At 45.2% G+C, this 25495-nt stretch carries 21 protein-coding genes, 1 tRNA gene and 1 other RNA gene; 13 read left to right on the forward strand and 10 right to left on the reverse strand.

Translation table 11 applies throughout. From position 1 onward, the window contains the following. The first annotated feature begins 10 nt into the window (after positions 1-10). The 9 genes from rpoD to rodA all read left to right on the forward strand — a co-directional run bounded on the left by rpoD (position 11) and on the right by rodA (position 9649). Positions 11-1777 (forward strand): RNA polymerase sigma factor RpoD, encoded by a 1767-nt coding sequence (rpoD, locus tag HMPREF9194_RS05380; RefSeq protein ID WP_016525367.1) that lies wholly within the window; start codon positions 11-13, stop codon positions 1775-1777. 44 nt (positions 1778-1821) lie between these two features. Next, complete coding sequence (locus HMPREF9194_RS05385) at positions 1822-2673, forward strand: zinc ribbon domain-containing protein (protein WP_016525368.1); 852 nt, start codon at positions 1822-1824, stop codon at positions 2671-2673. Between the two features lie 4 nt (positions 2674-2677). Beyond that, an RNA gene (rnpB, locus tag HMPREF9194_RS12010) (RNase P RNA component class A) lies at positions 2678-3036 on the forward strand. A 10-nt stretch (positions 3037-3046) separates the two neighbouring features. Beyond that, positions 3047-3997 (forward strand): tetratricopeptide repeat protein, encoded by a 951-nt coding sequence (locus tag HMPREF9194_RS05390; RefSeq protein ID WP_084663083.1) that lies wholly within the window; start codon positions 3047-3049, stop codon positions 3995-3997. Between the two features lie 10 nt (positions 3998-4007). Next, a complete protein-coding gene (locus HMPREF9194_RS05395; protein WP_016525370.1) occupies positions 4008-5045 on the forward strand; it encodes a rod shape-determining protein in 1038 nt (345 codons plus the stop codon). 18 nt (positions 5046-5063) lie between these two features. Continuing rightward, the gene (gene mreC / locus HMPREF9194_RS05400) at positions 5064-5933 is read left to right on the forward strand and encodes a rod shape-determining protein MreC (RefSeq protein WP_016525371.1); all 870 of its coding nucleotides are present in this window, start codon (positions 5064-5066) and stop codon (positions 5931-5933) included. After that, positions 5930-6439 carry a rod shape-determining protein MreD gene (mreD, locus tag HMPREF9194_RS05405; protein ID WP_016525372.1) on the forward strand — a complete coding sequence of 170 codons (510 nt, stop codon included), beginning with the start codon at positions 5930-5932 and terminating at the stop codon, positions 6437-6439. Before mreC ends, mreD begins: the two co-directional genes overlap by 4 nt. Then, positions 6439-8331, forward strand: coding sequence for a penicillin-binding protein 2 (mrdA, locus tag HMPREF9194_RS05410; RefSeq protein WP_016525373.1), 1893 nt, complete (start codon positions 6439-6441; stop codon positions 8329-8331). Before mreD ends, mrdA begins: the two co-directional genes overlap by 1 nt. Positions 8332-8341: 10 nt before the next feature. Continuing rightward, positions 8342-9649: a rod shape-determining protein RodA gene (gene rodA, locus HMPREF9194_RS05415; RefSeq protein ID WP_016525374.1), complete on the forward strand. Its 1308-nt coding sequence runs from the start codon at positions 8342-8344 to the stop codon at positions 9647-9649. A 248-nt stretch (positions 9650-9897) separates the two neighbouring features. On the opposite strand, the gene HMPREF9194_RS05420 is transcribed toward rodA, so the two are convergent. The 4 genes from HMPREF9194_RS05420 to mfd all read right to left on the reverse strand — a co-directional run bounded on the left by HMPREF9194_RS05420 (position 9898) and on the right by mfd (position 16360). After that, on the reverse strand, positions 9898-10530 hold the full coding sequence (locus HMPREF9194_RS05420) for an HAD family hydrolase (RefSeq protein WP_016525375.1): 633 nt from the start codon (positions 10528-10530) through the stop codon (positions 9898-9900). Between the two features lie 63 nt (positions 10531-10593). Continuing rightward, on the reverse strand, positions 10594-11547 hold the full coding sequence (locus HMPREF9194_RS05425) for an SH3 domain-containing protein (protein ID WP_016525376.1): 954 nt from the start codon (positions 11545-11547) through the stop codon (positions 10594-10596). Positions 11548-11561: 14 nt separating this feature from the next. After that, positions 11562-12437, reverse strand: coding sequence for an NADase-type glycan-binding domain-containing protein (locus HMPREF9194_RS05430; RefSeq protein ID WP_016525377.1), 876 nt, complete (start codon positions 12435-12437; stop codon positions 11562-11564). A 320-nt stretch (positions 12438-12757) separates the two neighbouring features. Beyond that, on the reverse strand, positions 12758-16360 hold the full coding sequence (gene mfd, locus HMPREF9194_RS05435; protein WP_016525378.1) for a transcription-repair coupling factor: 3603 nt from the start codon (positions 16358-16360) through the stop codon (positions 12758-12760). Between the two features lie 37 nt (positions 16361-16397). On the opposite strand from mfd, the gene HMPREF9194_RS05440 reads away from it, so the two are divergent. The 4 genes from HMPREF9194_RS05440 to HMPREF9194_RS05455 all read left to right on the forward strand — a co-directional run bounded on the left by HMPREF9194_RS05440 (position 16398) and on the right by HMPREF9194_RS05455 (position 19289). Continuing rightward, entirely contained in the window at positions 16398-17366 is a 969-nt protein-coding gene (locus tag HMPREF9194_RS05440) for a hypothetical protein (RefSeq protein ID WP_016525379.1), read from the forward strand. Then, positions 17363-18571, forward strand: a complete 1209-nt coding sequence (locus tag HMPREF9194_RS11870) for a hypothetical protein (RefSeq protein WP_016525380.1) — start codon at positions 17363-17365, stop codon at positions 18569-18571. The genes HMPREF9194_RS05440 and HMPREF9194_RS11870 overlap by 4 nt, the downstream gene beginning before the upstream one ends. A 240-nt stretch (positions 18572-18811) precedes the next feature. Next, positions 18812-18895: transfer RNA gene (locus tag HMPREF9194_RS05450), tRNA-Leu, on the forward strand. A 64-nt stretch (positions 18896-18959) separates the two neighbouring features. Beyond that, positions 18960-19289 (forward strand): zinc ribbon domain-containing protein, encoded by a 330-nt coding sequence (locus tag HMPREF9194_RS05455; protein ID WP_016525382.1) that lies wholly within the window; start codon positions 18960-18962, stop codon positions 19287-19289. Positions 19290-19350: 61 nt separating this feature from the next. On the opposite strand, the gene alr is transcribed toward HMPREF9194_RS05455, so the two are convergent. The 6 genes from alr to HMPREF9194_RS05485 all read right to left on the reverse strand — a co-directional run bounded on the left by alr (position 19351) and on the right by HMPREF9194_RS05485 (position 25436). After that, positions 19351-20475 (reverse strand): alanine racemase, encoded by a 1125-nt coding sequence (gene alr / locus HMPREF9194_RS05460; RefSeq protein WP_016525383.1) that lies wholly within the window; start codon positions 20473-20475, stop codon positions 19351-19353. Between the two features lie 121 nt (positions 20476-20596). After that, positions 20597-21196: an ABC transporter ATP-binding protein gene (locus HMPREF9194_RS05465; protein WP_016525384.1), complete on the reverse strand. Its 600-nt coding sequence runs from the start codon at positions 21194-21196 to the stop codon at positions 20597-20599. Further along, a complete protein-coding gene (locus HMPREF9194_RS05470) occupies positions 21190-22020 on the reverse strand; it encodes an ATP-binding cassette domain-containing protein (RefSeq protein ID WP_016525385.1) in 831 nt (276 codons plus the stop codon). The genes HMPREF9194_RS05465 and HMPREF9194_RS05470 overlap by 7 nt, the downstream gene beginning before the upstream one ends. A 13-nt stretch (positions 22021-22033) precedes the next feature. Further along, on the reverse strand, positions 22034-22852 hold the full coding sequence (locus HMPREF9194_RS05475) for an ABC transporter permease (protein WP_051127847.1): 819 nt from the start codon (positions 22850-22852) through the stop codon (positions 22034-22036). Continuing rightward, positions 22849-23727, reverse strand: a complete 879-nt coding sequence (locus tag HMPREF9194_RS05480) for an ABC transporter permease (RefSeq protein ID WP_016525387.1) — start codon at positions 23725-23727, stop codon at positions 22849-22851. Before HMPREF9194_RS05480 ends, HMPREF9194_RS05475 begins: the two co-directional genes overlap by 4 nt. An 86-nt stretch (positions 23728-23813) precedes the next feature. Further along, complete coding sequence (locus tag HMPREF9194_RS05485; protein WP_016525388.1) at positions 23814-25436, reverse strand: ABC transporter substrate-binding protein; 1623 nt, start codon at positions 25434-25436, stop codon at positions 23814-23816. Positions 25437-25495 lie beyond the last annotated feature (59 nt).

Genomic DNA, 25495 nt, shown 5'->3' on the forward strand with positions numbered 1-25495 from the left:
AGGGTAGAATATGGATCAAGAACAGGAACTGGATCCTGCTGTCGCAAAACTTCTCGAACATGCAAAAGTAAAGCAGATAATTACCTGGGAAGACGTAAATGAATTTCTCCCGCAGGAAATAATCATTTCCGATCGTATGGAAGAAATTTTAATACTGTTGGAAAAACACAATATTCAGCTTATAGAAGAAGAACCGCCCGAAGAAGACGCCGACCTTGTCGAAGACGAAACGATTACCGAAGAAATCAATATTGACGACAGTCGGCGCAAGCATTTGGTCAACAACGAAAAAGATTCTGGAACGGACGATCCCATCCGTCTTTATTTGCGCGAAATAGGCAAAGAACATCTTTTAACCGCCGAACAGGAAGTGCAGCTTTCAAAAAAAATGGAAGACGGCGAAAATATTATAAAAAACGTTATAAAAAACTCCGGCATGATGATTCCCGAATTCTTTTTTGTCGCGCAAAAAGCCTATACGAGAATCGACATTCACGAAAGCGGCCGCCCGCGCAAAGAAATCAACGAAGAAATGGCGGAAAAACGCCGGCTGCGTGCGGCTTACGGTGAACATCTAAAACCCATATTGGCGGAAATGCGCCAATACGTTACGTTAAAAAAACAACTGTACGATGCGGATCCGACAAAAAATATTTTTGAAGACGAAGAGCTTGTCCGCTTGCGCAAATCCATTTTGCCGGTTTTGCAAAATATCGACATTCAATCCGAAGAAATCGAACGCTTTTCGGCGCGCTTTATGGACGCAACCTTCCGCATTCAGGATTACCGGCACCGCCAGGAAAAAAAAGCCAAAGATTTGCACATAAGCGAATACGGTCAGTTGCGCACTTTAGGCAAAAAAATCGCGATAAAATCGGAACGAATAAAACTTGAAGCCGAATTGGGCATGAGCGCCGACGAAATCCGCGACGTATACACGCAAATTCAAAAAATCGACCGCAAACTGCGCCGCCTCGAATGCGAATTCGAAAACAACGTGCAGGACATTATGACTATGGCGCAGGAAATAAACGCCGGGCGCAAAATGATGGAAGAAGCGAAAAACCGGCTTATAAACGCAAACCTGCGCCTTGTGGTTTCGATTGCAAAAAAATATACGAACCGCGGCTTGCAGCTTTTCGACTTGATACAGGAAGGAAACATCGGCCTTATCAAAGCGGTTGAAAAATTCGAGTACCGCAAAGGTTATAAGTTTTCGACCTACGCCACGTGGTGGATACGTCAAGCCATCACGCGCAGCATATCGGATCAGGCGCGCACGATCCGCGTTCCCGTTCACATGATCGAACAAATAAACAAGGTGGTGCGCGAATCGCGCCAGCTTATGCAGCGTTTAGGCAGGGAACCCAGCGACGAAGAAATCGCAAACCAGCTGAGCTGGCCGGTTGCACGCGTAAAACAGGTGAAAAACGTTGCGCGCGAACCTATTTCGCTCGAAACGCCTATCGGCGAAGAAGAAGATTCGCTTTTGCGCGATTTTATCGAAGACAAAGAAGTCGAAAATCCGGCTATAAAAACCGCATATACGCTTTTGCAGGAACAAGTGCAGGGCGTTTTATCGACGCTGCCGCCTCGGGAGCAGGAAGTGTTGAAAATGCGCTTCGGGCTGGATGACGGATATTCGCTTACGCTCGAAGAAGTGGGCTTATACTTTAACGTTACGCGCGAACGCATACGTCAAATCGAAGCGAAAGCCCTGCGCCGGCTGCGCCATCCGCGCCGTTCAAGCGGTTTACGCGATTATATAGACATTTAACCGATAATAGTATATAAATATAAAGAAAGAGGTTACCAAGCAAGATGACGGAGATTTTCGAAAAGCTCAAAGATTTACAGGATATTTTGGCGGAAAAATATGCGATTCAGCGCGAAATTGAAGAAGCGCCGAAAAAACTTTTTTCGCAGGACGAACTGCTCGCGCGTTTGAAAAAAGAATTCATCGAAAAAAATGCGAATTATGAAGAGCTGAGAAAAAAAGTCGTTCAGCTGAAAACCGAATTGGCCGAAGCCGAAGCCGCCCGTGAAAAAGGCGAAAAAGGCATGGACAATATTACCTCGCACCGCGAATACGAAGTGCTCGAAAAAGAAATCCGCGACGCGGCCGAAGCCGAGCAAAATATCCGCAAAGAACTGCAAAAGCAGGAAAAACTGCTTGCCGAGCAAAACGAAAGTCTTAAACAGGACGAACAGCTCATCGCCGTTCAGGAAAGCGAATTGAACGCCGGAAAAGCCTCGCTGGACAAAGAAACGGCCGGCATGCAAAAAAAACTCGACAAATTGGCAAAGCAGGAAGCGAAAATCGTTCCGGGAATCGATCCCGAAATTATTTTTAAATTCGAGCGCATTATAAAAAGCAAAAACACCGGCATTGTTGCCGTCAAAGGAAACGTATGCGACGGCTGCCACATGATTTTGCCGGCCCAATTCGCAAACAAGGTCAGAGGCGGCGACGACATTAATTTTTGTCCGTATTGCAGCCGTATTTTGTACTATCAGGAAGCGGAAGACGATGAATACTTCCACCTCGACGATACGGGCAGTCTTGCCGATTTTGAAGACGACTTTGACGACGACGGCGAAGACGAAGACTCCGATTCCGGCGAATTGTCGGCCGACCGCGAAACGTTAAAAGAATTGGGGTATGAAGAGTAATTTTTAAAGAAGAGGCGTAACCGCAGGTAGCGATACTTGAGGAAAGTCCGGGCTCCTTCGGAAAGGATGCCGGCTAACGGCCGGGGTGCCGGCGTACGGGCGAAAGTCCGCAGGCAGGCATACAGACAGCGCAGCAGAAAATAAACCGCCCGCAAAGCGGGTAAGGGTGAAAAGGCGGGGTAAGAGCCCACCGGGTATGCGGCAACGCATACCGCATTGCAAGCCTCATCCGGAGCAAGGTCAAGCGGTAACTGATTATTCCGAATCGATAGTTACAGGTAGACCGCACAAAATGCGGGGCAATTCGCATTGCAGACAGATGGTTACGGATTACAGAACCCGGCTTATACTCTTCTTTTTTTTCGGGTGGGGAATGATGGAAGAAAGATACACGGTAACAGTAAAAAGAAAAACGAAACTTCCGCGTATTGCCGCCGTTTCGGCCGCTTCCGTCGTATTCTGCCTGATTGTTTTTTTTACGGTACGTTCGATTGTAAAGAACGCTTCGCGCACACCCGTTTCCGCCGAATTGGAGCGGCTTTGGCGGGCAAACGATTATCCGGCCGTGTATGAACTTGCCGGTACCGTACTGGCAGAAACGCCCTTTCAAAACCGCGCATTGACGTACCGCGGCTATGCGTCGTTTTTTTTGGCGCTTTCCCAAACAGACCCGCAGCAAGCGCAGGAATACATCGATACGGCAATCAATTCCCTCCGATTATCTCTTATGAACGCCAAAAAAAGCCTCAAGCCTCAGCTTTCATACATGCTCGGAAAAGCGTATTTTCATAAAAACGTGCTTTCGGCCTATCATTATTACGCGGACTCGGCCGTACGGTATTTGACAGACGCCCTCGCTTCGGGGTACACTGCTGATGACATATATGAATATTTGGGCTTAAGCTACGCGGATTTGGGTATGACAAACGAAAGCATCGCGGCCTTTACCGAAGCGTTATCGTCGAACGGATCGGACACTTTGCTTTTGGCCATTGCCCGCCAATATTATAAAAACGGTCAAAGCGAAGCGGCAAAACCTTATTTGTACCGGATAAAAAATACCAGTACCGATGAAGTATTTGTGCTTACCTGCGCCCAGCTTTTAGGCGATATTTATATCAGTGAACAAAATTTTGAAGACGCGAAAGCGGAATTTGAAGCGATTTTAAAAAAAGATCCGAATGCGGCCGATGCGTACTACGGTTTGGGACTCGTGTATGAGCATGAAGGCGATTTGATAAAAGCCCGCTCGTATTGGCGAAAAGCCTTAAAAGCTCAGGTAAATCATTCGGGAGCTTTGGAAAAAATGGATTCAAAAAGATAACGGAGGGAAAATGAGCTTTTTAGACAGATTTACGACATATATCGGCATGGATTTGGGTACCTGCAACACATTGATTTACGTGCCCGGCAGGAATATCGTAGTAAACGAACCTTCCGTTGTTGCCGTTGAGCGCGGAACAAAGCGCATCGTTGCCGTCGGTGCCGAAGCCAAGCGCATGCTGTGGAAAACGCCCGGCGACATTACCGCGATACGCCCGCTTGCCGACGGCGTCATCGCCGATATGGACAGTACCGAAAAAATGATACGCTATTTTGTGTCCAAAACCATTCCCAAGCACCGTCTTATCAAATCGATTAAAATGAAAATTGGCATTCCCACTTGCATTACCGAAGTGGAAAGCCGCGCCGTTATAGAAGCCGCAATGAAAGCCGGCGCAAAAGAAGTGAGCATTATCGAAGAATCGCGCGCAGCGGCCATCGGAGCGGGCATTCCCATCCACGAACCTGCCGGACACATGGTGTGCGACATCGGCGGGGGAACTACCGAAGTGTCCGTTATTTCGCTGAACGGCATGGTCGTTTCGAACGCAATCAGAATCGGCGGCGACGAATTCGACGAAGCGATTATAAAACATGTGCGAAGCGTTCACAGTTTGGTTATCGGGCAGCAAACGGCCGAGCGTTTAAAGATAGAAATCGGCAATGCGTCGCCCGATAAAAACATCGAAAAAATGGAAATCAAGGGTACCGACGCGATTACCGGCTTGCCGCGCCGTTTGGAAATAGATTCGGTTGAAGTGCGCGAAGCTTTAAAAGAGCCGACCAATCAAATCGTCGAAGAAATAAAGCTTACGCTGGGAAAAACGCCGCCGGAACTTGCCGCGGATATCGTTGAACGCGGAATCGTTATGACCGGAGGCGGCTCGCTTTTAAAGGGCCTTCCCAAGCTTATTTCGAAAGAAACCGGCGTTCCCGTTATTTTAGTGGACCATCCGCTTGAATGCGTTGCGATAGGAGCGGGCCGTTCGTTCGAAATATTCAAAGACATGTCGACCGACCAAAGCATTTACGACAGCTTAAACGCGTAAAGAGCCGCAGATGCGATTATGAGCGCCCGCAAACTTACGTATACGTTTAAATTTTCCCTTGTCTTGCTTGCGGTTTTATTCATCGTATCCGCTTTAATACTGGGACTGTCTACCGGCAATTTTATCGTCGATTTTAAGCAAACGGGATTTTCCGTCGTTTCAACGGCTCAAAAAGGATTGAATTCGGCCGTCAACGGCATAAAAGATACCGTCAGCGCCATAAACGAACTTTCCAATTTAAAAAAAGAATACGAAGAACTGACCGAAAAACTTAAAAACTACGAATACATGCAGCGTACGAACGCCGAAATCCGCAAAGAAAACGAACGTTTAAACACGCTGCTCAATTTTTCGCAGCAATACGAATACGGCAATCTTCCCGCGCGCATCATCGGCCGGGATGCCGACAATCTGTATACGGCCATTACCATCGGCAAAGGAAGCAAACACGGCGTTAAAAAAAACATGCCGGTTATTGCCGTACAGCAGGGGCGCGTCGGTCTTGTCGGAAAAATCGTTACCGTCGGAACATATACGAGCATGATTATGCCGATATACGACCTGCAGTGCAGCGTATCGGCGCGCATTCAGCACACGCGCGATCTGGGTTTGATAAACGGCGGGGGATCGCCGGACGCTCCGCTCGAAATGAATTACATCAAAAAGCGGGTTTTGGACCAACTGCAATTCGGCGACATTATCGTTACCTCGGGTGAAAACGGTAATTATCTTCGCGAAATTCCCATCGGAACCATACATTCGGTTTCCGTCGTCGATTACGATACATCGCTGCTTATTTCGGTTACTCCGATTGTGGATTTTTCCCGCTTGGAAGAAGTTATCATTGTGAATACGGCCGAAAAAAAAGGTGAAGGGGAGGAGCAATGAAACGCTTTTTCGCTTTTTTTGCGCTGATTGCCGTCGTTTTGCTCATCCAAACGGCCGTGCTCTCCAATTGGTACGCACTGCCGGTCGTTCCCGATATTTTGCTGCTTGCGGTTTTGTACATCGGTTTTCATAACGGAAGCGCTACAGGCGAAGTTTCCGGATTTTGTTCCGGCCTTTTGCTGGATTTTTTGAGCGCCTCGCCTTTGGGACTTAACGCGATGGTGCGCACGGTTATGGGATTTTTCGGGGGGCTTTTGTACCGCAACGTCGAAACCGGCGGCATCGCGATTCCGGCCGTACTCGGTTTTACCGCCACAATCGCAAAAGCACTTATTATACGCTTTATTTCATTTTTTTACCCGGGGAGCGTTTTAACCTATTCGCTTTTTTCTCCGGTATTTTGGTACGAATGCGCCCTTAACGCTTTGTGCGCGCCGATTTTGTTTTGGGTTTTATCGTTTTTTACGATCCTGTCAAAAGACTTTTCTACGGAGAACATGCAATAATGCAGGTTACCAATCGTTCTTTCGATCTTAAAAACCGTCCGGGCAGCGCAAAAAAGAAAAATTACGTCACCTTGGCGTTTGCACTCGTAATTACGGCAACCTTTGCCGTGTATACTTTAAAACTTTTTTCCATGCAGGTAATCGAGGGGACGCAATACCGAAAACAGTCGCGCACGATTTCTCAGCAAGTCAGAGTGATTCCCGCCCAGCGCGGGGAAATCTTCGACCGGAATGCAACCGTGCCCATGGTTATAAACAACGACTCGTTCGCGATAGACATAACGCTCGGCAATATTCCGCCCGAAAAACAGGACAGCGTGTTTGCCCGCCTTGCCGGCTATTTGAATATAAAAAAAACGGACATAGACGCGAAAGTTGCCGGTTACAAAAAGAATTCCTATACGGCGATAGAAATACAGTCGAATGTGCCGTTTCCGATTATATCGAATATAGCCGAAAACAGTTTCGACTTGCCCGGCGTAAGCTGGCGCTCAAAACCCATACGCAATTACGTTGAAACGGGATCCGTATCGCATATTGTCGGCTATGTCGGCGATATTACCAAAGAAGAATTAAAAGAACTGTACAATAAGGGTTATACGAATACGAGCATTATCGGAAAAACGGGAATCGAAAAAGAGTACGACGAATTGCTGCAGGGCAAAAACGGAACGGAATCGCGCACGGTCGACGCAAAAGGCCGCCTTATAGCCGAAAAGCCCGTTATAAAGCCTCCGGTGAGCGGACGTGATTTGATTTTAACGGTCGACACACGAATCCAAAAACTTGCCGAACAAGCGCTCGGCGAGCGGGTAGGGGCGGTTGTTGTTTTAAAACCTTCAAATGGCGAAATTCTTGCGATGGTTTCGTATCCGTATTTCGATCCGAACATATTTAATGCGAACAATGCCGCCGCTTTTAAACTGCTTGCGGATGACAGTCGAAAACCGCTTATAAATCGCGCGGTAAATGCCGTATATCCACCCGCATCCACATTTAAAACAATTATGACAATCGCGCTTTTGGCCGAAGGCAATCTGCCGCCCGATAAAAAAATCGAGTGTAAGGGTATTATGGACTACGGCGACCGAAAATTCCACTGCCACGTCAAGCCCCCGGGACACGGTTTTATGGACTTAAAACATGCCCTTGCGCAGTCATGCAACATATACTTTTGGACCGCCGGGCGCGACTATTTGGGAGTCGACAAAATTTCGTTTTATGCAACCGAATTCGGCTTAGGCAAAAAATTGGGAATCGATTTGCCGGTTTCCGAAACGGGATTTATTCCGACCGCGCAATGGAAAGAGCGGCGCTATCACGAAAAATGGCTCGGCGGCGATACGATGAGTATGTCGATAGGGCAGGGCTACACGCTCGTAACGCCGCTGCATATTGCAAACGTTATGGCAATGTTTGTAAACGAAGGAACCATCTATAAACCGCATTTGTTAAAAGAAGTTCGGGACCCGGTTACGCAGGAAATCGTGCAACGCGTAAAGCCCGAAGTTCTGCACCGTGCCGATATCGATAAAAACGTGTGGAAAACCATGCAGGAATATTTGCGCTTTATGGTTACAAACGGTTCGGCGCAAGTCGTCTTAATGCGCAACAAAGCCGTCGATATTGCCGGAAAGACGGGAACGGCGGAAGTAAACGGTTTCGATAAAAGCTGGCACTCGTGGTTTGTCGGCTACGGTCCGTACGGCGCGGCACCGGAAGATACGGTTGTCGTGTGCGTACTCGTTGAAGCCGTCAACCCATGGGAATGGTGGGCCCCTTATGCATCGACCATTCTTTTCCAAGGCATCTTCGCCAATCAAACATACGACGAAGCTTTGGATGCCCTGCATTTCAGATACCTAGTAAAACCGTCCGGCAGGCAGGAATAAGAGGAAACCCATGAAATTCCGTGTTTTCGAAATGTTCGACTATATTTTGCTCATATGCGTATTTTTGCTCATACTGATGGGAATACTGTTCGTGTATTCTTCAGGTGTCAACTCCGAACAGATTTCGATATCAAACGAATATATCAAGCAGATAATATTCGCCGGTACGGGCTTACCCATTATGATATTTTTTGCCGTTTTTGATTACCGCCGTCTTGAGCGCTTCGTAATGCCGGCATTTTTAGTCTTTCTCGTTATTTTAGCATATACCATGCTTTTCGGCAGATTCGTCAACGGCGCGCGCAGCTGGATCGGCATAGGCAGCTTCGGCATTCAACCTTCCGAATTCGGAAAAATCGTTTACATTATGTTTTTCGCCCGCTATCTTGAACGTTCCGAAAACACGCCGCCTTTTAAACGCCTTTTACTGAGTTTTGTAATCGTGGCGGCTCCCGCCTTGCTTATTCTTATGCAGCCCGATATGGGAACAGCAAGCGTGTATTTTCCCGTATTTATCGGCATGCTGTTTGCCGCAGGAATTCCGGCAGCATATTTGGGTTTCATTATACTGACCGGTGTATTGGCCATCGTATTTACGGTTATACCGGTGTGGCAGACATCGATTTTGCAAAAATCGATTGCCTTTTTAAACATATTTACCGACAGTCACCTGCGCATTATCGTTATTATAACGCTTTCGGTTGTCAGCCTTATCGGAATCATCGGTTATTTGTTTTATAAAAACAAATATTATTATGTTATTACATGGCTTTCGGGAAGCTTTTTAACAGCCTTTGTCGGTTCCATTATGAGTAGCAAGGTTCTCAAAGATTATCAGATAAAGCGCTTGATTGTCTTTCTAAACCCGTACACGGATCCGCTCGGTTCCGGCTGGAACATCATTCAGTCCAGAATCGCAATAGGTTCCGGCGGCATTGCCGGGCAGGGATTTTTAAAAGGAACGCAAAGCCATTACCGATTTTTGCCGCAGCAAAGCACGGATTTTATTTTCAGTATTTTATCCGAAGAAGCCGGTTTCATCGGAAGTTTATTCGTATTCGTGCTTTTTTTGATTATCCTTTTGCGCACCGTATTTATCATCAGAAATACTAAAAACGGCTTCGGCTATTATATCGCCGTCGGTATACTGGTTATGTTTTTTTTCCATTTTGTCGTCAACGTCGGCATGGTTATGGGCATTATGCCGATAACCGGAATCCCGCTGCTGTTTTTATCATACGGCGGCTCATCGCTGTGGACATCAATGTGGGCGATCGGTCTGCTCATGAGCATAAATTACCGCCGTCTGGATTTTTAAACGACGAGATTTAGATACCTACCGCAAAGCAATATTGAAAAATACCGCCCCTGATTCGGCCGCATTTTATTGTTCATTAGCTTGCCTGATTCATCCATCAGAGAAAATACTACCTGCTATTTACTTCCTATAATGTGTATTCTGTCTACTAATAAGCAAAATTTCAATATTGGCGTGCTTTAATTATTTACAAACAACGACTCGCCCTCGATCCGGAAACGGTCGGCGCAAAAGCCGAAAATCATAAATTATGCTTTATTATTTTGCCTATTTATGCAGTTTTCCCAATCTTTTTTGCCTTGCTCAAGATTCGTCCACACAAAGGCGTTCATACCGAGCTTTAACGCGGCATCGATATTTTGCTGCACATCGTCAAAAAAGACCGTTTCTTCAGGCGTAACGCCGAGACCTTTTAAACATGTCTTATAGATTTCCGGTTCGGGCTTTATGAGCTTTACACGGCACGAAAAACATGCGTAATCGGCGGCGGTAAACGGCGGAATATCTTTTTCGTACGCATCCAAAAACTCATACGGCATATTGGATAAAATACCGAGCTTATACCCCGCTTTTTGAACGCCGAGCGCCCATTTACACACATCGTCGTGTACGGGCCGCCAGCTTTCCAAGTCTATGCGGGCAATCTTTTGCATTAACGCCGTATCGGCGGCAACTTTTGAAAAACCTGCCCCGTCCAGCAGTCTGCGGTACATTTCGGCTCCGCCGATTACGCCGCGGTCGAAATCAAAGCGGTACTTATCATATACGCTGCGAAAAATATCGGCGCTCACGCCGGTCAGTTTTTCCATTTCCACGGCACAATCGCCCGTATTCGCCTTAGAAATAACGTTTCCGTAATCCAAAATCAATGCACGTATCATCTTTACAGCTTAACGTATATTTACATTAAAGTACAGAGGCCTTCATCAAAGCAAAATTCTTTTTTACGGTTTTCGTGCCGCAACATATCCTGCAAAGCACCAGCCTTCCGTGCCGTCCTGTAAGCGTACCCTCACCCACTGCGCCGTTATGCCGTCAATCGTTTCTTTCCGGCCGACTTCAATAATATTCATGGCACTGTCTTTCTTCGCCGTATACAGTTTCTTCCCGCTTAAAGATGAACTTTCCCGTATATTCAGATTATCCGTTGCATAAAACACTGTCTTATCAAGCGGGAGCTGTATATCAAATAGATTTTGTATGGAGATAAAAAGCGTATCATAATAATCTAAAAACTTAAGCAGCCAAGCAGGAAGCCGTCCGGAACGGACTTCAAATTGAGATATAAATTGTTCTTCTTTTCCCGAAATAAATTCCCATATATTTGTCTGCTCATCTTTCTTAAAATATTCCGGAAAACAAGACTCCGTTTCCGAATTCAAATCATAACAAAACAGCTTTATAAATGAGATATGATTTTCCCCGTTAAGAAAAGCGCATTCTATGCAATACACTTGCGGCCACGAAATACTTCCCAAGCGAAGAAAACTTAGTGATATTTCTCCGATAATCTTATTATTATATCTTATCTTTCTGTAAAGCAGGACATTCATGTTAGAATACACTTCTTGGCACTCATCAAAAAGAACATATTCACTTTGTGACATATCATTTAACAACCCTACAATATTTTCTCTTGTAATATATCCTTGTGTATTATACGGTTCGATAAGATGAGCTCTGTTATTTTTATCACGTTCAACAAAAATTGATCCCGCAAAAAAATTATTACGTACTTTATCAGGTATATCCTTTATCGCAATATCATAAACTTTATAAGTATAAAAGTTTTTAGGGATAAGAGAGGCTATATCGTTCTCATCAATAACGGGCACCTGCGGATACAAAAATGCTGAAAATAAAAATAATAAAAATATATACAGCGCTCTCTTTTTCATACCGGATTCATCCGCTACTTTCGCAGACGTTTTAATACAATCCCGGCGATACAGGTATCTTCATACTGCGTACCCGGATACACTTCGACAATGTCCAATTCAACTTCAGTTCCTTCAAAATCATTTATATCGATAAACTGCGGGTTCGGTGTATCCTGTAATGCTATTACCCGACTTTTATTTGTTTTTACGTCGGTCATTTTGATTTTCTTGACGCGCGAATTCTTTTTATATAAATCAGGCCTCTCAAATGAAATGAATCCGTTAAAGATATAAAATCCGACCGTTTTGCCTATCGCGAACTCTCCATCGTCATCGGCAACCGAAAAACGAACCTTTTCTCCGATTCCCGCTCCCGGCGCATTTTCGACCCACGGAGCATCCAAACCGAATCTTTCCAGATTTTCCGCTGCATAATCCATACGCGGCCTTGTTGCCGTAGCCGGCTCTTTCAGGAAAGAAGATGCAGTTGTAGCCTTTGCAGGTGTAAGTACATACAACAGACATTCGGATTTTTCGAGTCCTACATATACAGGGCCTTCAGCACCCTTATACGGCACGATACGGCTGTTCTTGAATAAATAACATACTTCATCATTCCATAAAATAATAAATTGTTTATTCTCTTCTCCCCTGACAAGAAACGGAATTGCATGTTCCGTCCGTATTGTGTACGCATTGATCTCCGTTAAAGAAGGCAGCACTCGTGATGTATATAAATTACCGAAAAAAGCCTTTTGTGCAGTCAAAATAACATAAGATTCTCTAAGCTCCAAGCCGCCATATCGATATTCCGCAATGACAGTGCCGTCTTCCGCATAGCCGACCGGCAAACCGAGACAAAATAAAAGCACTGTTATAATCAGAGTCAGGTTTGTTTTTTTTACCATGGAATATTTCCCCTCATATTCAATGAAAATTCCCGTGAATTCTGCATATTATTATCAGTCGCGACGAGCAAAAAAACAGAGTTTTTAAGAAAAAAAATTTATTTTTTTTCTTAAAACGGCAAGACGACAGCGGTGCCGCAAGGAAGTACGGCAAGTCTGTCTATAGATATGATGACTCCAAATGTTAATTTTGTAAAGCGAAAAAAACGGAATCACCAAAAAGAATGGCGGATAAAAAAAACGATGAAAATAATAAAAGTAAACCCATAAACAGTCTACTTTTACAGACATCTTGATATTAATTCTATGCAAAAAAGTGTTCATGTTAATAAGGTTTCGAGTTTTTCGCGTATGAATTGGCTTTTTTCCTGTAAGCCGATTTTGCCCGTTTGCAAGACAAGAACGTTCGGCCTTCGGGCATCGAGTGTAATTCGGCCGGCATTTTCTTTTATAAGGCGGAGCACTTTTTCCACCGCAATGTCGGATACGCGCGAAAACTCGACGGTAACGACACCGTTTCGTTCTTTAAGGGCCGAGATGGACAGTTTTTTCGCGATGATTTTGATTTCAACCAATGCTAAAAGGCTCGATACTTCCGGCGGAATCGGGCCGAAACGGTCGTCCAGTTCGGCGTAAATGCGGGCGGCTTCGTCTTCGCTCGAGCCGGCGGCGGCGATCTTTTTGTATACTTCCATTTTTGTCTGCGCATTGGAAATATAGGTATCGGGAATAAAACCGGTGTATTCGAGTTCCAAAAGCGGCTCTTGTTCTTCGCGGTAATTTTCGTCGCTCAGGCGCTGCACGGCTTCTTCCAAAAGGCGTAAATACATATCGAAACCGACCGAGTACACATCGCCGGATTGGTCGCGCCCCAAAAGGTTGCCGGCCCCGCGGATTTCCATATCTTTCATCGCGATTTTAAAGCCGCTTCCCAACTCGGTAAAGTCGCTTATAACCTGCAAGCGCTTCATCGCAACTTCGCTTAAAGAGCGGTTTTCAGGATACAAAAGATAGGCATAGGCTTTTCGGTCGCTGCGCCCTACCCGTCCGCGCAGCTGGTACAGCTGGGACACGCCGTACATGTCGGCGCGGTCGATAATGATTGTATTGACGTTCGGAATATCGATACCGTTTTCTATAATTGTCGTTGCAATCAATACGTGAAAACCGCCCATTTTGAATCGGCGGAAAATATCGTCGAGTTCGCTCGCGCTCATTTGCCCGTGGGCGGTGTCTATCGACATTTCGGGGACAAGCTGCTGCAATTTAATTCTGATTTCTTCAAGGCTTTCGACGCGGTTGTGAAGGTAAAACACCTGCCCGCCCCGCTCGGCTTCGTGCCTGATCGCTTCGGCAACGCGCTCGTCGCTGTACGCTTCGATAACGGTTTCGATCGCGCGTCTGTTTTGCGGCGGCGTCTTAAGCAAGCTCATATCGCGGATTTTCAAAAGGCTCATATGCAGCGTGCGCGGAATGGGCGTTGCGCTCATTGCCAGCGCGTCGACGTTTGTGCGGAGCTGCTTGAGCCGCTCTTTGTCCTTTACGCCGAAACGCTGCTCTTCGTCGATAATCATAAGTCCCAAATCTTTGAATCGCACGTCTTTTTGAATAATGCGGTGCGTTCCGATTAAAATATCGATTTCGCCTTTTTCAAGCGAACGCAGAATCTTCGTTTGTTCGCCCTTCGACACAAAGCGCGACATATGAGCGATGCGTACGGGAAAATTTTCAAAGCGTTCGACGCAGGTTTCGTAGTGCTGTTCGGCCAATATGGTCGTCGGTGCCAAAAACGCAACCTGCTTGCCGCCCATAACGGCTTTAAAAGCCGCCCTCATCGCAAGCTCCGTTTTTCCGTAACCGACATCGCCGCAAATGAGGCGGTCCATCGGCACGGGCTTTTCCATATCGGCTTTTATTTCGGCGGCAACGCTAAGCTGGTCGTCCGTTTCGACATACGGAAAAGCCGCTTCAAAGGCCGTCATAAATTCGCTGTCTTTCGGAAAGGCAAAACCGCGCGCCGCTTTACGCCGCGAATACAAATCGATCAATTTATTTGCAATATCTTCGACCGACTGCTTTACGCGGTTTTTTCGGTTTTCCCAGCTTTTGGAACCGAGTCTGTCCAAGCGCGGCGCTTCCCCTTCGTTTCCGATATAGCGCTGCACAAGGTTTACCTGCTCGATGGGAATAAAAACGGTTTCTTCGTCGGCGTATTCGAGTTTAACGTAATCGCGCTCGTGCCCCAGAGCTTTTATGCGCTCGATTCCTTTAAAAAGACCGATGCCGTAATTGACATGCACGACGTAATCGCCGGGGTTAAGCTCGATAAAGGTGTCAAGGACGGCGCTTTTAGCCTGCTTTACGGATTTGGGCGTATGTTTGCGCCGGCCGAAAATTTCGTTTTCCTGAATTACCAAAAGCTTTACATCGGCGAGCGCGAAACCCGCGCTTATCGAAAACGGTTCCACACGCACCGGTTCGATTTTTACCGATTCCGATTTTGCGGACGGCTTCGGAAATGCCGTCTGCGGCGTGCCCTTTTGCGGTGCGATCTTCTGCACGCGCGTAAAATCTTTTAAAAGTTCGTCTATGCGCAATGCCTGATTTTCGCTTCCGGCGCAGATAAAAATACGCCAAAAATCTTTTTGCAGGCCTTCGATGCTTTCTTTTAAATAATTGATATTGCCGAAAAAACTGTGTGCAGGATCGCAGTCGACATGCAGGCGGGAATACTCTTGCGTATCTTCGGTTTTGATTGTACGGAATAAAATCCGCTTGCCGTGTTTTTGCACCGAATCGGCAAAGCGCAAAAGCTGCGTTTCAGGCGGCGGCACATAGCGCGAAGCGAGGGCTTTTTTGTACAAGCCTGCGTACTCTTTGTCCAAATTGTCCTGCGCGTTCACTTGCCGGTCGTAATCCAAAAACATAACGACCGCGTCTTCTCCCGCATAATCGAGCATGCACGGGTACGAGTTTTTTTGCGCAGCGGCCGTGTTCAGCCCGTCCGCCGCGTGAACTACCGGATAAAAAAATTCTTCGCCTTCGGCTTCTCTCGCGGTCAATAAATCTTCGATAAGTGAAGCGCACGAATCTTCGTTTTTTGCAAGTTTACTTTGCAGTTTCAGGATTAACTCGTCGGTCCATACGGTTTCTTTCATCGGATAAATAAGCAAGCCGTCGGTTTTTCCGAGCGAGGTTTGCGTTTCGCAGTCAAAAGAACGTATACTTTCTATGCGGTCAAAATCGAATACAATGCGCTGGGCATAATCTTCGCCGGGCATAAAGATGTCGAGCACTTCGCCGCGCAGGGTAAACTCGCCGCGCACCGTTACGCGCGGTACGCGCGTATAGCCCTGCGAAACCAAACGGTCGGCCAAGGCGGCAGGATCGAAGACAAGACCGACATGCACGTAAAAAAGCAAGGACGCCGTATATTCGGGCGGCGGAACCGGCGTTAAAAAAGAACGCTGTGTTGCGACAAAAACTGCCGCCCGTTTTGGAAAATCTTCGCGCGCCGCGTTCTTGTGCGGCTCCGGAAATAATCCGCTGAAAGCCGGATTCGTTTTAAGGAATTTTGCAAGCACGCAGGCGCGCTCGCCGAATATGCGCGCACCCTTTGCCGCCGGCCGGTACGGCAGCGTTCCCCACCACGGAAGATAATAGATATCAGCCGAAAGTCCGCCCTGACCGTCGGCAAAAACGGTTTGCAAATCGGCAATCAAATCCTTTGCATCCTGCTCTTCGGGAACGACAAGCACGGCGGTCGTACAATCGCGCAAAAAATATTCGGCTACAAAAAAAGCGTACAAACCCTTTTGCATGCCGTCAATTTCACGCGGAAACAAAGCGGCGCCTTTTGCAAAATTTTGCATAATTTGCTGTATATTTTTTGACGAATGTATGATATGATTTAACGAATTCATGTATAATGTCCGATATTAAATGTACGGAGAACAAGTTGTGAAACGTATTCTTATATGCATTATAGCCGTTTTTATTTTTTTTGCCCAGAGCCTGTGTGCGCAGCGAACGGCCGCCGATCAAACGGCGCAAGTATCCATAAAACTGTACGATAGAACCATCTACTATCCCGACAGCGCACAAAACAATCCCGTATACGTTCACGTCAGCATCGTAAACAAGGGACAAAATACGCTGCGTTTTAAACTTGCCGACGACCGCGCGTTCAGCATTGATTTTACGGCCTTCGACGCACGCAGTACAAAGCTCGTACAAAAAGACAGCCTCATACGCAAGCGCACGACCAGTCAAACCGTTTATTTCCGCGAACTGGCAATCGAACCGGAAGAAGAATACGCTTTTATCGTCGATTTAAAAGATTATCTTGTTATCGAAAAACCGTCGGTCTATTATTTTGAATTGACATTCTACCCCGACTTATATAAATCGAAAAATTCCGCGATCGTTTCAAACAGATTGAGCATTGAAGTCAATCCCAATCCGGGAATTGCGTCTTCAACGGTACTGCCGGTCGATTATGCGACTGCCGAAATTCTAAAACCGGAAGCAATTCCGCCGGATAAGGTAATCGAGTATACGATTATCGCGCGGCAAAAAAGCTTATGGGACCAATTCTTTTTGTATATGGATGTGGAGTCCGTCTACCTGAAAAACGAAGCGAATAAGCGCAAATATACGGCATCTTCCGAGCAGGAACGCATTACGATGCTTTCGAATTTTAAACGAATGCTCGCATCGGCCAACATCGATTCCGATATAGCCGCCATTCCGGAAACTTTTACGATCGAAAAAACCGCCTATACCAAAAATGAAGGAACGGTCAGCGTTATCGAGGTTTTCAAGTATCCGACTTTTAAAGAAAAAAAGCGCTACACCTATTATGTGCGCAAACGCGACGGCATATGGCACATATACGATTATACGGTCGATAATTTGGGGACTGAATGAAAGCGCTGTTGATTTCGGAATCCGACGAGATACTCAATTCATACGCGGCTTTTTTTAAAAAAGCCGGCTATGATACGGTATGCTACCGCTGGCTTTTAAAAGCGATGGACAATCTGGAAGAAATAGAGCCCCGGGTTGTCTTTATCGACGGATTCGGTTATCCGCGGCACTGGAAAACGCTTGCACAGTACATTAAAACAAGTTTTAAAAACGCGCCCCTCGTGCTTCTTGCCGCAGATCTCTCGGATGAAGAAACGAAAAAAGCCGACTGTTTGGACGTTCACTGTATACGCGGTTCAATTGAAGACGAACAAACGCGCCGCAACATCCTTTCGCTGCTGCATCCGGAACAAGAACCCGAAGCAACCGCCGAGCCTGTCGAAGAGATTGAAGAACCGGAAGTGCCGGCTGCCGACCGCATTCAGACGGCCGAACCTGTAGAGTTCGCGGAACCGTCGGAAGAAGAGTCGGCAAATCCGGAGCCGACGACGGCACCCTCTTTGAACGATGGCGAACCCGTTTCGGCACGTGCGGAAGAACTTGCCGAGTGTGAAGCTGCACCTGTACAGCCTGAGGTTGAACCGGCGGAACAATCGGCCGAACTCATAGCGGCGACTGAACCGGCGGAAATTGCGGAGCCGGAAAGTTTTGCTCCGCCACCTGAAACGGATGGACAGGACACTTGCGCAGCCGAAGCACTGCCGTTTTTCGCCGCGACGGCTGAGCCGGAAGTTCCGGCGGAGTTTGCAGAATCGATTAAGACACCGGGTTCTGCGGAGACTGTATTTGAAGAGCCCGAACCTATCGACAACGAACCGTTCTTTAAAGCCGTACAGCCGCTGCCTGAACAATCGGCGGAGCCTGTTGAACAGTTTGAAAAACCGGCAGTGCAGGAAGAAAAATCCGAAGCCGCCTCGCTTGACGAGCGGAACGGTGAAAACGAACCGGAAGCCGCTTCAGGCGACAATGAAGTTTTTTCGTTTACGTTTTTTCATCCGCGCACAAAAACCGCAATATACGGAAGTACGGTTTCTTTTAAGCCTCCCCTGCTCTACTTTAAGCCCGACGATTCTTCCGTGCTGCACACACTGCGCTTCGGTCAAAAATCTTCGGGCGTTATAAACGACAAAGGACTTGCATCCGACGTTTCGGTGCAAATACAGGGTTTTGAAAACGACAACATTGAATTATGTCTTTTAAAGTAGGGCTTCAGCATAATAAATGAAAACCGGTAAAGAAACGGACTATTCCCGAATAGACTCGTGAAAGGAGGACGTTCAGGCAATTCGCTTCGCTCATAAGCCATTCACGGCCTCCTTTCACAAGTTTTTGCTAAGCACGATTTCTTCCAAGTTCTTTAGCCATGCTGAAGCCCTACATCACGTAACCGATGACTTGACACGAAAGGTATTTTTTACTATTATTTTACCGTTATTAAACGATTTGCCCGGATGGTGGAATTGGTAGACACGCTAGTTTCAGGTACTAGAGCCTTCACGGGTGTGCAAGTTCAAGTCTTGTTCCGGGCATAAAAAACGATTTTTTACTGATTTTCCTCTGGATTTTTTTTACCAAGTACGTTATGCTTTTTTTATGAACGCAAAACACCGTCCGAAATTCTTTTGCGAATCATGCAATACGGAAGTGCCGCTCGATGCGAAATTCTGTCCCAAATGCGGGCGTTTTTTTGCTTCCGTGCGCTGCCCCGCATGCGGCCAAACGGGAGAGCATTCGGACTTTGCCAAAGGCTGCCCGCGCTGCGGCTATGCAATGACCGGTTACGGTCGCGGCGGCGCGGATACCGCAAAAGATAAAAATCGGCGTAAAAGGAGCGACGATCCGCTGCCCGCTTGGATTTACATTGCAACCTTCGTACTTTTGGGAGCGGTACTCGCAATACTTTATCGATTTTTAATCCGGTAACCGTACCGCGCTTTTTCAAGTCGCGGTTAGCGCTTTCGGCGGATTTTTGCCGAAGGGCTTTTTAACAGACGACGCGCGGCACCCGAGCCGAAATTCCGGTAAGAATTTCATAGTGTATCGTGTGCAGCAATTTTGCGGCGTCTTCCGCCGTCGGTTCATTCGGTTTTATCCCGAAAATAACGGCTTCATCCCACCTCTTAACGCGCGAAGATCCGCCTATATCGACCATACATTGATCCATGCAAATGCGTCCGACAATCGGATAGCGCTCGCCGTGTATCGCAACGCTGAAGCCCGGCGACAAATTCCGCAAAAGCCCGTCGCCGTAACCTATGGGCATTGTTGCGATGCGCGTATCTTTTTTCGCGGTCCACGTACGGCCGTACGAAACGGACTGTCCCGCCTTAAGCTCCTTAATGCTCACGACCGGCGCGACGAGTTCCATAACCGGCTTAAGATCGGGCTTTGAAGGCAGCGTTTTAAGTTCTTCCGACGGAAAATATCCGTAGGCGATAATACCCGCGCGCACCATATCGAAATGCGCTTCGGGATACATGAGAATACCGCCGGAGGCCGCGCAGTGTTTGATTCCCGGATCGATGCCCGCTCTTTGAACCGCATCGGCGCTTTGCTTAAAAACCGCAATTTGATTTTTCGTGTACGCGATATCGTCCGGCTTCAGCGAATCCGAAACGGCAAAGTGCGTGCACATGCCTTCCAAACGCAAATGTTTTGAAGCGCATATGCGGCGCGCCAAAGAAGGCGCGTCTTCGCTTTTGCAGCCTATGCGTGCCATGCCGGTATCGATTTTTAAATGAACGGGATATTGCGCGCCGGCAAAAGATTTTCCCGCCGCATTGTCCAATAAATCGATACATTCTTCATCGAACACAAAGGGCGTCAGCTTCAGGCGGATTATATCGGGAATTTCTTCGGGAACGGTAAGGCTGAACAACAAAATCGGAGCCGTAATTCCCTCTTCGCGCAGCAAACGCCCTTCGTCGACGGATGCAACGGCAAGATAATCCACACCGCACTCCAATACCTTTCGCGCAACGCATACGGATCCGTGTCCGTATGCATTCGCCTTTACCGAAATGCACAGCTTTGCTTTGCAATTTTTTTTAATTTGACGGATATTGTGTTCCAAATTGGCAAGGTGAATGCGCGCCTGTGTTCCTCTCATGCAGAATAGTTTCCTTATGCGTATAGTTTTATTATTTCATTTCGTTTCCTGTTTGTCAATCAGCATAAAGGACGGCATAAGCTGCCGGAAGGATGTTTTTTATAGATTTCGGAAAAATTTATTAACACGGTTTATCCAATTTTATAATTGAATCGCAAATTTTTTCCGCTAAATATAAATTATGTGTAATAACCAACAACCCGATGTTTCTTTTTTTTATTTCTTTAATCAAACCGTGCCATAAAGATGCTTGAGAAATAGGATCCAACATCGTTGTTATTTCATCACAAATAATATACTCAGTACCTTTTCCCAATGCTCTGGCAATTGAATGCCTCTGTAATTCTCCTCCGCTTAATTCCTTAGGGAAACGCTCTCTCCATTCTTCTTTTATTCCCATGTTTTTAAGCACTCTTTGAGAAATCTCATTTCCTTCGGAAAGAACTTCATGCATATGCCATAACGGATCAATTGCCAATTCCGGATGTTGATATATCAATTGAATCTTTTGATACCCTTTTTCAAAAGATTTCCCGTTATATAGAATTTCACCTTTTAAAGGTTTAATATATCCTGCAATAAGCTTTGCCAATGTAGATTTCCCAAATCCGCTCGGTCCGCAAAGCCCGATAATTTTATCCGTATCCAGTTTTAAATTAAAATCTTCAAATATCGGTTTATCTTTCAAATAGCGGAAGGTAATATTTTTCAACTCTAACACAATATGACGCTCCTTTCAAAGGGAAGGCCCATCTGTTCACATTCTTTTTTGATTTCATCAAATTCTATATTTTTAAAACCGTTTTGAGGAAGACTTTCATATATTGCACGAGTATAAGGATGTTCCAATTGACCGGATTTAAAACGCTCAACGCTTACGGTTTCCAAAATTCGGCCGCCGTAAAAAACGGAAATCCGATCCGCAACATCCATAACAACATCGATATCATGTGTAATAAGAAGCACTGATTTTCCGTCATTCGCCATATCGCGTAAAACATTTAAGATCTCTTTTGCCAGTGCATTATTCAGTCCCGGTGTCGGTTCATCTGCAATAATAATCTCTTTATCATTCATAATCCCGCTATAAACCAATACCCTGCGAGCCATCCCTCCTGAAAGCTGAAATGTGTATTTTTGTAAATCCTCTTCATTTAAGCCGAATAATCCATATTTTTTTGCATATTCGGATTTCTTTTTACCTTCCTGCATGTAGTATCTCGTTTTTTTTAACGGATCGAGAAAACTGATTGACTGAGGAATAAACCCGATATGGGCGCGGCAAAAATCAACCATGTTTTTCGACTCTAAAAGATTTCCCTTATAATAAATTTTTCCTTCCGTTTCAGCATTTATCGGCAAAATCCCAAGGATGGCATGCGCAAGAAGAGATTTTCCTCCTCCCGATTCTCCGATAACCGCATGAATTTCTCCTTTCTCCAATTCAATAGAAACATCATGAATAGTTTGTTGTTGTATTTGAGACAATCTTCCGATATACATTTGAAATTGAACTTTAAGATGTTCTACTTTAAGTATGGACATATATCCCCCCTTGCTACAGCTGAGCACTTTTTGCCTGAATAAGCTTTGAAAGATTATTTCCGATGGTATCAAACAAAAGCACTATACTCAAAAGCATAAGCCCGGGGAACACGGAAAGCCACCAACTACCCTGCGTAAGATATCTCATTGATTCCGAAAGAATAACTCCGATTGCGGGGCGGTCGGGAGGTATACCGAATCCCAAAAAAGTAATTGCAGATTCATGTAAAATAGCATGTGGAAACAGCAAAATCAACTCGATGATGAACTGCGGAATAATATGTCGAAAAATGTGATGTGTAGCAATGTACATTTTCCCTTTTCCGAGTTTCTCACTGATTAAAATATAAGGTCGTTTCTTTATGGAAAAAATCTCCGCGCGTACAACCCGCGCTAATCGCGGCCAGTGAATCAACGCTACACCTATAAGAATACCACGCACTCCTTTCCCCAATAAAATCGAAATAAAAATCAGGAAAATCATATGCGGCATTCCCTGAAAAAGATCAATCAACCACAAAATAAACTGATCAACTTTTTCTCCCAATGTCGCTGCGCCAATACCAAATATAATCGCAATAATACAAGAAATGACGGAGGCAAAAAGACCTATACGTATGGAAATGGTCATTCCGTTTAATGTACGATAAAACATGTCACGCCCCATCCAATCACAGCCGAAAATGTGATTCCATGACGGAGCTGCATCCCGCATATTAAAATTGACATCGTATAGTTCTTTCGGTAAAACAGATCCCCATATGTATATTACCGACAGTAATATTGCCGCAAAGCATATCATAAATAATGTACGAATACGTAAATTTTTCAATTCGCCACCTCTTCCTTAATCCGCGGATCAATAAGAGGATAAAGCATGTTGGCAATTAAATTTCCGACAAATACAATGGTTGCCGTAACAATTGTGATGGCAAGGATAAGAGGAAGGTCTCCTCTTAACCCCGCTTTAATTGTAATTCGTCCGATTCCGTTATAGCTGAAAATCGATTCAATTAAAAGAGTACCGCCTATGATTTCATTGATCGAACCGAATTGTAATGTTACAACAGGCAAAAGAATATTTCGGATTCCATGTTCTTTGATGACTTCTATGACGGATTTTCCTCGAGCGTATTCATACAGAGCGTAATCACTGTCCAATACTTCAATCAACTTTTCCCGTGCATAAAGGCAAATCGTAGAAATTTCCATTATGCTTAAAGTTAGTGCGGGGAGTATCATATGGTATAATTTTTCGGAAAATAGAACCTGCTCCGCCTTTCCTATCGGAGAAGAATATCCTATCGGAAACCATTTTAACTTTACACTGAATATAAGTAAAAGCAATATTCCGAACCAAAAAGAGGGAATGGAGCTGAAAAGATATGCTATCGTTTTAATTACACGATCTGCCAAACGATTTTGGCGAATTGCCGCCCATACGCCCAAAAGGACTCCAAATACAAAACTCAAAATCCAAGCGGTTAAAATTAAAAGCAAAGAATTTGAAAGCGCCTGCCGTATAATTTCGGAAACATCTTTTTCAAAAGTAACGGAATATCCAAAATCACCTTTGATTGCATTTTTTGTCCAATTTAAAATCTTCGTAGAAAGCGGTTTATCCACGCCCCAACGTTCACGAACCGTTTGTCTTTGTTCCGTACTGATACGCTTAATGCTCCCTATATAAGTTTCAACCGGATCCATCGGAGAAACCTCCATAAGGCCGAAAGTCAATAATAAGACAGCTAATATAAGGGAAATAAATCGTATCAGTATTTTCCCGGAATATTTCATTTTTTATAAGTCCATTCGTCAATATTTGCGGTAATGGGAATTCCGTGATCATGCGGATGAACACGTTGATTGCCTATATCTACACCGTCACGTACAAAATACAGATGCTCCAAATAACAAATCGTGATATAGCCGCAATCGCCAAGAATGCTTCCTCCTGTTTTACCGTCCCAAAGAGCCTTTTTCCATTCTTCTATTGATTTATCCGGATCCTTTTCCGTTAAAGCGGCTTCAATGTGCTTATCTACCACGGGATTTTGATATGCGCTCACGTTATCCCATGAATTGCTAAAAGCATATTTACTTTGATAAGCTCCCTGTATTCTGTCCGGATTATAAAATCCGCCTTCAAAAACACAGGGATCTTTTCGAATGCGGGGAGCAATGTCCGTCCAGCTTAATCCTTCCGGAGTGACACGGATTCCTAATTTTTTAACTTCTTCGGCAAAAGCATTTGCAATCAATTGGTGAAGACTTCCCGTAGGATACATCAATGTAAACTCCGCCTTCTTTCCGTCTTTTTCTCGAACATCGCCGTTTAACACCCACCCGTCATCTTCAAGAATTTTTATTGCTTTTTCAACATTACCGTCTTTGAAATCTTTGAATTCTTTTTTAATACCCCACGGTAGTCTATCAAACATATCAAAGGCGACTTCTCCATAGCCGTAAAGTGCATTCTTTACAATCTCTTCGCGGCTGATACCCACCGCAATGGCTTTTCGAATGGTTAATTCCGACGTAATCTCATTTCCTACTTTTCTCCCGTCCGCAAGAGTACGAGGTTTTACTTGGGGCATACTGATATTTCTAAAATCAAAAGAAGCAAGCCTTTCCAAGCGGTACCCCGGAATATTTTCTTTAGCAAGATTATTCTCTACATTGGCAACATCGACCTCTCCGGCTTGTACTGCGGCATAAGCTTGATCTTTTTTCATCGAAAGAAGAACTACTCTTTTAAATCCGTCAAAAGGTTTATAGTATTGCTCGTTTTTTTCCATAATCAATTGACTGCCGTTATCTTCAAAAATAAATTTATACGGTCCGCTTCCAATGGGATTTTCCGCATAGCCTTTTCCGTAAGCATGCTCCGGAACAATCCCTAAAACCGATGTGTAGTATAAAAATGAAGAATTCGGCGTATTTAACTCAAATTGTACATGTGTTTCATCCGTTGCTTCCGCTTTCACAAGAAAAGAAAAATCCATCGCCAAGCCTAACTCTTTGGCTTTATTATAAGTAAAAGCTACGTCTTTCGCTGTGAGTTTTTGTCCGTCATGACACATTACATCATCTCGAATGGTAAATTCCCATATTTTTTTGTCTTCGGAAACTTTGTATTCCGTAGCAATGTCGTAACCAAGATTATTATTTGCATCTACCCGCGTCAATGTAGATTGGAAAATCGGATCTCCGCCGAAAGTTCCCCAACCGCTGCACGGGTCAAATCCGCCTTCAAATTTAGCCGTCGGTATTGCTATACGCACTTCTTCTTTGTTAATCAAGCGCTCCGGAACTGTTAAATCTTGCTTACTTACTTCTTGCCGTGACTTGCCGCACGCACTAAGACAAATAATAACGGAAGTTACAGCTAATAATAGTAACCGTTCTTTTTTCATAGAATATACTCCTTTTATAATTCTTTATAAAAAACATCTAAGATATTTTAGTTAGTCTT

It is taken from the genome of Treponema maltophilum ATCC 51939, from assembly GCF_000413055.1.
GTDB lineage: Bacteria > Spirochaetota > Spirochaetia > Treponematales > Treponemataceae > Treponema_C > Treponema_C maltophilum.

Excerpts from the sequence above, each read along its gene's own strand:
- mrdA (WP_016525373.1), top strand. The coding sequence starts at position 6,439 with ATGCAGGTTACCAATCGTTCTTTCGATCTTAAAAACCGTCCGGGCAGC.
- rpoD (WP_016525367.1), top strand. The coding sequence starts at position 11 with ATGGATCAAGAACAGGAACTGGATCCTGCTGTCGCAAAACTTCTCGAA.
- HMPREF9194_RS05485 (WP_016525388.1), bottom strand. The coding sequence starts at position 25,436 with ATGAAAAAAGAACGGTTACTATTATTAGCTGTAACTTCCGTTATTATT.
- rodA (WP_016525374.1), top strand. The coding sequence starts at position 8,342 with ATGAAATTCCGTGTTTTCGAAATGTTCGACTATATTTTGCTCATATGC.
- HMPREF9194_RS05470 (WP_016525385.1), bottom strand. The coding sequence starts at position 22,020 with ATGTCCATACTTAAAGTAGAACATCTTAAAGTTCAATTTCAAATGTAT.
- HMPREF9194_RS05480 (WP_016525387.1), bottom strand. The coding sequence starts at position 23,727 with ATGGATCCGGTTGAAACTTATATAGGGAGCATTAAGCGTATCAGTACG.
- mreC (WP_016525371.1), top strand. The coding sequence starts at position 5,064 with ATGAGCGCCCGCAAACTTACGTATACGTTTAAATTTTCCCTTGTCTTG.
- HMPREF9194_RS05430 (WP_016525377.1), bottom strand. The coding sequence starts at position 12,437 with ATGGTAAAAAAAACAAACCTGACTCTGATTATAACAGTGCTTTTATTT.
- HMPREF9194_RS05385 (WP_016525368.1), top strand. The coding sequence starts at position 1,822 with ATGACGGAGATTTTCGAAAAGCTCAAAGATTTACAGGATATTTTGGCG.
- HMPREF9194_RS05425 (WP_016525376.1), bottom strand. The coding sequence starts at position 11,547 with ATGAAAAAGAGAGCGCTGTATATATTTTTATTATTTTTATTTTCAGCA.
- HMPREF9194_RS05455 (WP_016525382.1), top strand. The coding sequence starts at position 18,960 with ATGAACGCAAAACACCGTCCGAAATTCTTTTGCGAATCATGCAATACG.
- alr (WP_016525383.1), bottom strand. The coding sequence starts at position 20,475 with ATGAGAGGAACACAGGCGCGCATTCACCTTGCCAATTTGGAACACAAT.
- mreD (WP_016525372.1), top strand. The coding sequence starts at position 5,930 with ATGAAACGCTTTTTCGCTTTTTTTGCGCTGATTGCCGTCGTTTTGCTC.
- HMPREF9194_RS05420 (WP_016525375.1), bottom strand. The coding sequence starts at position 10,530 with ATGATACGTGCATTGATTTTGGATTACGGAAACGTTATTTCTAAGGCG.
- HMPREF9194_RS11870 (WP_016525380.1), top strand. The coding sequence starts at position 17,363 with ATGAAAGCGCTGTTGATTTCGGAATCCGACGAGATACTCAATTCATAC.
- HMPREF9194_RS05395 (WP_016525370.1), top strand. The coding sequence starts at position 4,008 with ATGAGCTTTTTAGACAGATTTACGACATATATCGGCATGGATTTGGGT.
- HMPREF9194_RS05390 (WP_084663083.1), top strand. The coding sequence starts at position 3,047 with ATGATGGAAGAAAGATACACGGTAACAGTAAAAAGAAAAACGAAACTT.
- mfd (WP_016525378.1), bottom strand. The coding sequence starts at position 16,360 with ATGAATTCGTTAAATCATATCATACATTCGTCAAAAAATATACAGCAA.